Annotated in this window: 6 protein-coding genes; all 6 read right to left on the reverse strand. The window is 73.2% G+C overall.

Features of this window, described 5'->3' with window-relative positions; translation table 11 throughout:
• Positions 1-12: 12 nt before the first annotated feature.
• The 6 genes from ACTIMO_RS16875 to ACTIMO_RS16900 all read right to left on the reverse strand — a co-directional run bounded on the left by ACTIMO_RS16875 (position 13) and on the right by ACTIMO_RS16900 (position 9,189).
• Positions 13-1,668: a serine/threonine-protein kinase gene (locus ACTIMO_RS16875; RefSeq protein ID WP_448183162.1), complete on the reverse strand. Its 1,656-nt coding sequence runs from the start codon at positions 1,666-1,668 to the stop codon at positions 13-15.
• Positions 1,665-3,236: a hypothetical protein gene (locus ACTIMO_RS16880; RefSeq protein WP_448183163.1), complete on the reverse strand. Its 1,572-nt coding sequence runs from the start codon at positions 3,234-3,236 to the stop codon at positions 1,665-1,667. Before ACTIMO_RS16880 ends, ACTIMO_RS16875 begins: the two co-directional genes overlap by 4 nt.
• A complete protein-coding gene (locus ACTIMO_RS16885) occupies positions 3,233-4,228 on the reverse strand; it encodes a PP2C family protein-serine/threonine phosphatase (protein WP_448183164.1) in 996 nt (331 codons plus the stop codon). Before ACTIMO_RS16885 ends, ACTIMO_RS16880 begins: the two co-directional genes overlap by 4 nt.
• A gap of 66 nt (positions 4,229-4,294) precedes the next feature.
• Positions 4,295-6,793 (reverse strand): transglutaminase family protein, encoded by a 2,499-nt coding sequence (locus ACTIMO_RS16890; RefSeq protein ID WP_448183165.1) that lies wholly within the window; start codon positions 6,791-6,793, stop codon positions 4,295-4,297.
• Positions 6,790-8,190: a DUF58 domain-containing protein gene (locus tag ACTIMO_RS16895; protein ID WP_448183166.1), complete on the reverse strand. Its 1,401-nt coding sequence runs from the start codon at positions 8,188-8,190 to the stop codon at positions 6,790-6,792. The genes ACTIMO_RS16890 and ACTIMO_RS16895 overlap by 4 nt, the downstream gene beginning before the upstream one ends.
• A 27-nt stretch (positions 8,191-8,217) precedes the next feature.
• Positions 8,218-9,189 carry an AAA family ATPase gene (locus ACTIMO_RS16900; protein WP_448183167.1) on the reverse strand — a complete coding sequence of 324 codons (972 nt, stop codon included), beginning with the start codon at positions 9,187-9,189 and terminating at the stop codon, positions 8,218-8,220.
• Between the last annotated feature and the right edge of the window lie 33 nt (positions 9,190-9,222).

Genomic DNA, 9,222 nt, shown 5'->3' on the forward strand with positions numbered 1-9,222 from the left:
ATCCTCTCCGCGTCATTCGGGCTGTTCGGGCTGTTCGGGCCAGCACGCGGCCGCAGGCTCCGACCCCTGGCCGTTGCCGCGCGCTGTCTGGACGTCGATGCACGTGGTACCGGACGGGTCCGCCGGCACCGAGGCGGTGGTCTGCAGCGTCCGGGTCCAGTCGGACGTCTCCCGCACCGTGACGGTGCGGAATCGGTAGACGTCCCCGTCCCGCGGGTCGGGATTGGTCCAGCTGAAGGTGACCGAGTCTCCGTCCGCGCTGCCCTGCACCGCTTCGGGCGGGGGCACGTTGCCCTCCACGCCCGCGAGCGGGTCGGCGGGGGGTTGCGTGAAGCCCGGCGGCGGCCCGGTGTCCTCGTCCGTCCCGCCCAGGGCGATCGCGGCGATCACGATCCCGCCCACGACGGCGGCGCCCGCCGCGAGCAGAGCGGATGTACTGCGTGCGGGCCGTGCCCCGCGTCCCGGAGCGTCGGGCGGCGTGGCTTCCGCCCCGGACGGGAGGGTCGACGACGTCGTGCGACCCGTGGTGCCCGTATCCGCTCCCGTCTGACCGGATGACGTGCCGGTACCGCGAACGGCGGAGGATCCGCGGAGAACCGTCCGTCCCCCGTCCGGATCCCCCTGCGCTGCGTCCTGCCCCGTCCGAACGGGCAGGAACCGGGGGGTCGCGGGGCGGGTGGTCGGCGCGTCGGCGAAGGTCGGCCTGGGCGAGCCGGCGCCGGGGTCGATCGACAGGACGCGCCGTACGCGCGTCGCCTCCTCGCCGTCGTCCTCGCCGACCGTGTCCCCGGTCTCGTCGAGGACCTCGAAGGGCGTGACCGAGAATCCGAGCTCGGTCTGGATGCGCTGCAGCGTCAGTCCGAACGAGTAGGCCGAGGGGAAGCGCGACGACGGCTGCTTGGACATCGCCGTGGCGAGCGCCAGTTCGAGGGAGTCCGGGACGTCCTCGCGGTGCGTCCGGCGCAACGGTGCAGATCCGATCCGGTCCATCAGTGCGAGTTGCCCGTTGTCCGCCCCCGGCTGCACGAAGGGTGAGTGACCGCCGAGCAGGGTGTAGACGGTGGCACCCAGGGACCACACGTCCGCGAGCACGCCGTCCACCGCCTCGTCCCCGAACACCTCGGGCGGTGACCACGGGACGGACATGCCGTGGTCCTGCACATCGCCCGTCCCGCCGATGGTGCCCGAGATCCCGAAGTCGGTGAGGGCGGGACGGTTGTAGTCCGTGACGAGGATGTTGGCCGGCTTGATGTCGCGGTGGACGATCCCCGCGCGGTGCGCCGACTCGACCGCCGACGCCACCTGGACGCCCACCGTCAGTGCCTCCGCGACCGAGAGCGGGCCGCTGCGGTAGCGGACGTCGAGGCTGGGCCGGGAGCAGTACTCCATGGCGAGGTAGGAGTGCCCGTCCGCCGTGGTGTCCGCCTCGAAGATGGTGACGATGTACGGGTGGGAGGACAGCTGCGCCATCAGATTCGCCTCCGCCTCGAAGGCCCGGCGTGCGCCGTCGGTGCGCAGGTCCGAGAGGAGCACCTTGACGGCGACCCGTCGACGCGGGCGGTCCTGCTCGTACAGGTAGACGTCGGCGAAACCGCCGGAGCCCAGGAGGCTGACGTAGCGGTACCCGGGAAGGGCGGGAGGCGGCGCCGGCAGTCGCTTCGGGCTCACGGCAGTCCCTCGAAGCGCAGGGAGACGTCGTCGGCCAGCTGGGCGACGTCGCCGTCGAGCAGGAAGGCCGTCTCGCCCTCGCCGAGCCGGCGCGGTGGCTGGCCTGCTCGGAGCAGCAGCGTGCCGTTGGTGGCCCGCAGGTCGCAGAGCAGGACGTGCCAGCCGTCCAGGCGCACCTCGACGTGCGAGCGTGAGATGTCACCACCGCCGCTCGGCACCTGCACGAGCCGCGGCATCTCCCGGCCGGCGACGCGCGAGACGGAGGGCTGCCGCCCGAACACCAGCGACCGGTCGAGCTCGAACACCTCTCCTGTGCTCAGCCGCACCTGTCCGAGGCTCGGGCGCCGCACCTGTTCCGTCTCGTCGTTCAGTCCGGACCCGCAGTGGCTGCACACGGTACGGGTGGGCGCGTTGGCGTGCCCCTGACGGCACAGGCGTGCCACGACCAGCGGACCCGTACCCGGGCTCGACGGCGACCGGAGCGAGCGCTCCTGGGCATCGGGACCAGCGGCGCCGGGCCGGACGATCGTGTCCGCGGAGTCGGCGTCACCCACGGCCTGCGGGGCGGTCGGCCTCCGGCCCTCCGCCTCACCCGGAGCCTCCGGTACCGGCGCTGCAGATACCGGCACCGCAGGTGCTGGTACTTCCGGTATCCGCTCGTCCGCTTGGTCGGAATCCACATCGGGCGAGGGCGGACCCATGATCGTGTCACCGTCGTGATCGCTCATGCCTGCAAGGATCGGTGCGGAGCGTGGCCCATCGGCGTCGGCATCGGCGTCGGTATCGGCATCGGCGGGCCTCGCGGCCACGGCGGTCCCGTCGTCGGTGGTCCGGACGCCGGCATCGGCGGGCCTCGCGGCCACGGCGGTCCCGTCGTCGGTGGTCCGGACGTCGCTCGCTCCGGAGCCCGCGCCCTCCGCATCGGCGCGCAGCCAAGGGATGGAGTCGATCAGGGTCTTCACCGGACGGGCGGGCCGAACGGGCACCGGGTCGGTCGGCCGGGGTGGGTCCGCAGCCGGTGGGCGGGTCACGGGCACCACGGCCTCCCGCGCGGGGCTGCCGGACACCCCGTCGGCACCGGAGACCCGGACGACGTCGGGCGTGCCCGGGACGCGCGTACCGCCACGGATGACCGAGGCCAGCACCATGCCCGACTCCATCGGATACAGCGGGCCCGGCGGCACGGCTTCACCGCAGGCGAGCTCGAAGGCCCCGCGGCCACCACCCTCGATGACGCTCTCCGTCCACGTGGTGATGCGTCCGCCCCCGGCCACCCGCGCCGTCTCCGCCCCCTGCTCCCCCGTCGTCAGAGCGAACGGACCCCGCAGCATCACGTGCAGGTCCTCACCGACGGCCAGGAGCGCGAAGGGCGGCACCGCGTCGAGTCCGGCACCCAGCCCGCGTGCGGCGACCGGCAGCAGGTGTCCGAGCGAGACGCCCGGAAGCAACGCCTGCCACAGGCGCTCCAGGTCCTCGACGGGCGTCGATCGCGGGACGACGGCGACGAGCCCGTGCCGGACGAGGCAGAGCCACTCCCCCGGGCTGTACCCGAGCGGTGCAGGGTTCACGCCGGCGCACCGGGAAGCCGGGCGTCCCCGTCCGCGGCGAAGAGGCCGCCCCGCGGCACCGTGATGGCGTCCGCGTCGTGGCCGCCGAGATCGCTCGCGTCGATCACGATCACGGTGACGTTGTCCCGCGCGCCGGACCGGAGGGTCGCGGCGATCAGCTCGTCGCAGGCCTCCTGCGGGTCCTCCACGGTGCTGAGGATGGTGCAGATACCGTCGTCCGTGACCTCCCCGCTCAGCCCGTCGGAGCACAGGAGGATGCGGTCGCCCTCCTCGACGGGCATGAGCCAGAAGTCCGCCTCGGCGTCGTCACCCGTCCCGAGCGCCCGCGTGACGACGTGCCGGCGCGGGTGCGTGCGCGCCTCCTCCTCCGTGATGCGGCCGATGTCCACCAGTTCCTGGACCTCGGAATGGTCCACGGAGATCTGGCCGAAGGTTCCACCGCTGAGGCGGTACGTCCGGGAATCGCCCACGTTGAAGAAGAGCCAGTAGGGCGCGCCGGATTCCTCGACGAGCACGGCGCCGGTCAGCGTGGTGCCCGCGTGGCCGCCCGCCTCGCTGCGGATGCGCTGGTCCGCGTCCCGGATGAGGTCCTCGAGATCGTTCGCGGTGAACTGCGGCGCCCTGCTGCCGATGATGCTGCTGGCGCCCAGCGTCCGTACGCAGATGCTGCTGGCCACCTCGCCGGCCTCATGGCCGCCCATGCCGTCGGCCACGGCGAAGACGGGCTCCACGGCGATGAAGGAGTCCTCGTTCAGCTCGCGGCGGAGACCCCGATCCGTACCGAACCCGTACGTCAGGCGGATGCCGAGGCTCGGTGAGGAGCGGCGGGCGTCGTCGCGCTCGGGGTCGGCGTCGGCCGGGACAGCGGGGCCGCCGCCTGCGCCGTACCCCGTTCCGCCCTGGTCCGCGGTACCGTGCGCGCTCGACGCACCACTGCCCGACGCAGCTCCGAGGTCGACGGCGTGCGAGCCGTGGGCCTGCGGCTCACTCATGGTGGTTCCCGGGAGCGGGCCGGCGAAGCGGAGGGGGTGTCGCGGCAGGGCGGGCTCGATGGTCGGTCATGACCCCATTCTGCCCTCTGCCCGTCGGCCCGGGGCGGAGGACGTCGGCGGGCCGTCAGCACCCTTCGCGTCACGCCGGCGCGCGTCGGCGCGCAGTCGCCGCTCCCGGCGCAGCGATCGGGGCGAGTAGCGGGCGCGCTGCCGCTTCCAGTACCCGACGGATCCTCTGAGGTCGCCGAGGGAGGCGTCGACCGATCGCCAGTAGTCCTCGACCTCCTCCTCGGAGGGCTGCCCGGACGCGAAGATCCCCGCGTCGGCCCGCCGGGCGAGGACCGCCGTGCCGGCCCGGCCGGACGGGAAGGCGGCGCCGAGGGCGGCGGCGCTCTCGCGTCGGGTCGCCCGTGGATCCGGCTCGGCACCGAGGTCCGTCGCGAGACTCAGGACCTCGCTCCAGCCGCCGCCGACCCGCTGGGCGGGCTCGCCCGTGAACCGGCGCCGCCTACGGCGTCGTGCCTTGAGCCCTGCGACGACCACGAGGGGCAGCACCAGCAGGACGAGGGGGATCGCGGCGAGGCCGATCAGTGTCAGCACCGGGGCCAGCTCGTCGAGGAGGTCCTTCTCGCGGTCCTCCGCGTCCTGGGCCTCGGGGGCGGCGTCCGGCGGCAGTTCGGCCGGTTCCTGCGGTGGCGGCGGGGGCTGCAGGACCTGCGGCTTCGGCGAGGATTTCGGCTGCTGCTGCGGCGGTACCGGTTCGTTGTCCTCCGGGGGCGTGGGGTCGAAGGGGACCCACCCGGCGCCGTCGAACGCGATCTCCACCCACGCGTGCACGTCCTCACCGGTGATCTGCAGGGGGGCAGAGGGGTCCTGGACCTCGTCCCAGTCCGGGTAGAAGCCCATGACCACGCGGGCCGGGATGTCCGCCTTGCGCGCCATCAGGGCCATGGCGACGGCGTACTGCTCGTCGTCGCCCACCATCTCGTCGGCGTCGAGCAGGGACAGCATGCGCGCCGCCCCGTGACCGGGCAGGGACCGCGCCTCGTCGTCCTTCCCGTTGCTGAAGTATCCCTGGGCGCTGAGCACCTGCTCGAGGCTGCGGGCGCGCTCGAGGGGTTCCGCGGTCGATCCGATGTACTCGGCGGACTTCGTCGCGATCACCGGCGGATCGTTCACGACGCGCGGCAGGGAGAGCTGGGCGAAGTCGTACTGGGCGAGCTGTTCGTCGCTCAGCTTCTCGGGGAAGACGGCGTCGACCTCGTAGGCATCCCCCTCCTGGACGCCGATGGTGGACAGCGCGGTCCGCGCGTCGTCGTTGTAGTACAGCGCGCGGCCCAGGTCCTCTCCGCGCGGTCCCCCGAGACGCACGCCCTCGACGTCGCCGGCGGCCGGCAACCAGACACCGGAGTAGTCGCCCACCGTGATGGACAGCCGCGCACGCATGCCGCTCACCGGGTCGCCGCCGGCCCCGCTCAGCCGGGCCGCGTCACCCACTCGCGAGAAGCTCCCGGCGGCCTGCGGGTCCACGTTGTAGACCACGCCGTCGTAGGTGTCCAGGGCGGCCAGGCGGAGGCGTTCGCCCTCGGGGAGCCCCTCGACGGTGAAGAGGACGTCGTCGGTGCTGTCCTTCACATAGGTGCGGAAACTCGTCAGCGGGCTCGGGTAGGCGTAGAGGTCCACAGGAGGCTCGACGACGTCCCGGAGGACCTGGCGATCGGAGCCGCCCGTCACGAGCGGTGTGACGGCGAGGGTCAGCAGCGTCCCCACGGCGAGCATGCCTGCGCCGAGGGCGAGGCGCCTGTTCCGCCCCACGGTCGCTCCGGTCGGGTCCACCGGATCCGCCGGGACGAGGGAGCGCGTGGCACCGACCCGCTGGAGGTCCCGCCGGTAGGCCAGCCAGACGAGGGCCACCAGGAGGAGCAGCGTACCGCGGACGGCCGGCAGGGACACCCGGTCCGTCCCGAGGGCGATGCACCCGCCGAACACTACGAGGACCGGGACCAGGGTCCAGCCCGCCCCGCGACCTCGCCACGCCAGTGTCCCCGCCACGGCCGCACACACGAGCGCCGCCAGGAAGGGCACCACGAGCGTGCCGCCCGCCGTCCCGACCGGCGGTGCGACGGTGAGCAGGTCCTTCCAGGACAGGACGACGCCGAGCACGATCACGCGGAGCGACTGCAGGGTCGGCAGGACACCCCCCAGCGCTTCCTGGGGTGCGGCCAGCGCGCTGCCTGCCACGAGGTAGGTCAGCGCGGCACCGTTGGCCATGCGCCAGGCGCGCCAGCCCCGGCGGGCGCCTTCCCACGCCAGTGCGAGGCCGAGCACCACGCCCCCGACGCCGGCGACCAGGTAGCGCGGGTCGTCGCCGAAGGTGGGCCCGAGGGCGAGGACACCGAGACCCAGGAGCACGAGGAGCACGAGGGCGTCGATGATCCCCTGCAGGGGCGGGACAGGGGATCGCCCGTCGGCCGGATGTCCCTCCGGGATGCCGCGTCCGGCCTCGATCCTGACGTCGGTGGGCAGGTCCGTCCCCGCGCGGCCGGCAGGCCGCACGGTACTCACGCCGCGGCCTTCCGCAGGACGAGGGCCAGATCATCGAGGTCCCCGAGGGTCAGCACCGTCAGGTCGCCGATGGACGACCGTGCGGCGGGTGCTCCGTCGATGCACCGGATCGCCAGGCAGCGGATGCCGGGCGGGATCGAGGCCGCGGCCGAGCGCAGCTGCGACGGCGTGACCGACGCGCCGACCACCAGGAACACCACGGAGGCGTTGGGGACGGCGTCGGCCGTGGTGCGTGCGAGGTCGACGGCGGTGGCGCGGAGGACCCTGCCCTCGATACGCGTCACGGCATCCAGCAGGGCACGGCCGGTCTCGGAGCGCAGCGGGCCGTCCTGCGTCAGGACACTCAGGTTCCGCTGCTCGCGCAGCGCCTGCAGCCCGATCGACGCGGCGACCGAGACCGCGAGTTCGAAGGCCGCCTCGCCGTCGTACTCGGCAGTGGTGACCGACAGGGCGACGGCCAGGTGCGAGCGCCGGGTCTCCTCGAACTGGCGGACCATGAGGGTGTTGGTGCGCGCGGTGGTCTTCCAGTGGATGTGACGGCGGTCGTCGCCCGGCACGTACTCGCGCAGCGCGTGGAAGGAGACGTCGGCATTCGAGAGCTCCCTGGTGGGGAGCCCTTCGAGGTCCTTGATGAAACCGGCCGCCGAGCCGGTGAGCGGGGCGGTGCGCGGGTGGACGTAGAGGTCCGTCGGGTCCGTCCAGGTCACCTGCCGGCGGAGCAGTCCGAGCGGGTCCTGTCGCACCGAGCGGACGGGCCCGACGACGATCACCGCGCGACGCTGGGTCGGGATGCTGAAGAGGTCCTCGTGGTCCTGCCCCGGCCGCAGCCGGGGCAGGTGGAACAGCGCGGTGGAGGCCCCCACAGGCAGCTCGAGCGACGCCGGGAGCAGGGTGCGGTCCGAGGCGTTCGCGACGGTGACGCCGCCGACGGCACGGTCGCCGACCGCCACGCGGGTGCGGGCGAGGTCCAGCTCCACCTCGTAGGCGGAGCGGCCCAGGATGAAGGCCACGGCGAGGAGCAGCAGCACGGCTCCCAGCACCGCCGCGATGACGGCCTCGTCCCAGCCGAGGGCCGTCCCGAGCGTGGCGAGGAGCATGACGAGTCCGAGCAGCAACCATCCGAGCGGCCCGACGACGTCGGTCACCGGTGCCGAGGCGTGCCGGATGCGCTCTCGGGCTCGGCGCAGGAGTGCAGCGATGCGGGAGGCCGCGACGCGACCGGCGGTGGTCCGTCCGGCTGGCGCCCGTACCGCGCCTCGACCGGCAGCCGGCCGTCCAGGTGCCGCCCGGTCCTGCCCTCGGCCGGCCGGCGGGCGGTCGGCCGCTGCCCGCTGCGCGGTCGTCCCGTCCGCTGCCGCACGGGACCGGCGGGGTCGGCGGGCCGTGGTGGAGCTCATGCTGTCCTCATCCGGTCGGTGCAGCCGTCAGGCGGACAGGCGCTGCTGGGGCGCGGGGACGTCGTCGAGGACGCGGCGGAGGACGGCTTCCGCCGTCGCCCCAGCGAACTCCGCCTCGGGGTCCATGACGAAGCGGTGCGTCCACACGAAGGGGGCCAGCTCCTTGACGTCGTCCGGCAGCACGTAGTGCCTGCCCTGCCCCGCGGCCCAGACCTTCGCCGCGCGCACCATCGCGAGGGCTCCGCGCACGCTCACGCCGAGCCGTGTCTCGGGCGCGCTGCGGGTCTGCTCGGTCAGTCGTGAGATGTAGTCGAGCACGGCGGGGTCCACGTGGGTGTCGGCGGCGAGGTCCGCCATCTCCACGACGGCGGACGTGGTGATGATCGGCGTGAGCGCCAGCGAACGGTCCCGTGTGGCGGCGCCGCCCAGCAGCTTCACGGTGGAGGCGTGGTCGGGGTAGCCGATCTCGGTCTTGATGAGGAAGCGGTCCAGCTGCGCCTCCGGCAGCCGGTAGGTCCCGGCCTGCTCGATCGGGTTCTGGGTGGCGATGACCATGAAGGGCCGCTCGTTGGTGTAGCTGACGCCGTCGACCGTCACCCGGGACTCCTCCATGACCTCCAGGAGCGCGGACTGCGTCTTGGGCGAGGCCCGGTTGATCTCGTCGGCGAGGACGATGTTCGCGAAGACGGGGCCCCGGTGGTACTCGAAGTTCTGCGTCTTCTGGTCGTAGATCGTCACGCCGGTGACGTCCGAGGGCAGGAGGTCGGGGGTGAACTGGATGCGGGAGTGGCTGCCCCGCACCGTCGCGGCCAGGGACCGGGCGAGCATGGTCTTGCCGGTGCCCGGGGCGTCCTCGAGGAGCACATGACCCTCGGTCAACAGCGCCGTGAGGACGAGGCGGACCACGTACGTCTTGCCGAGCACGGCCTCGCCGATGTTCTCCACGAGCTTGTCGAAGGTGCCGGCGAACCAGGTGGCCTGTTCTGCGGTCATGGTCATGTGGTGCGTCCTCGAATGGGGTGGGTGGGGTGG

Source organism: Arthrobacter sp. CP30, from assembly GCF_053470025.1.

What these genes read in the sequence shown, in the direction of transcription:
- ACTIMO_RS16885 (WP_448183164.1), bottom strand. Translation starts at nt 4,228, where the DNA reads ATGAGTGAGCCGCAGGCCCACGGCTCGCACGCCGTCGACCTCGGAGCT.
- ACTIMO_RS16895 (WP_448183166.1), bottom strand. Translation starts at nt 8,190, where the DNA reads ATGAGCTCCACCACGGCCCGCCGACCCCGCCGGTCCCGTGCGGCAGCG.
- ACTIMO_RS16900 (WP_448183167.1), bottom strand. Translation starts at nt 9,189, where the DNA reads ATGACCATGACCGCAGAACAGGCCACCTGGTTCGCCGGCACCTTCGAC.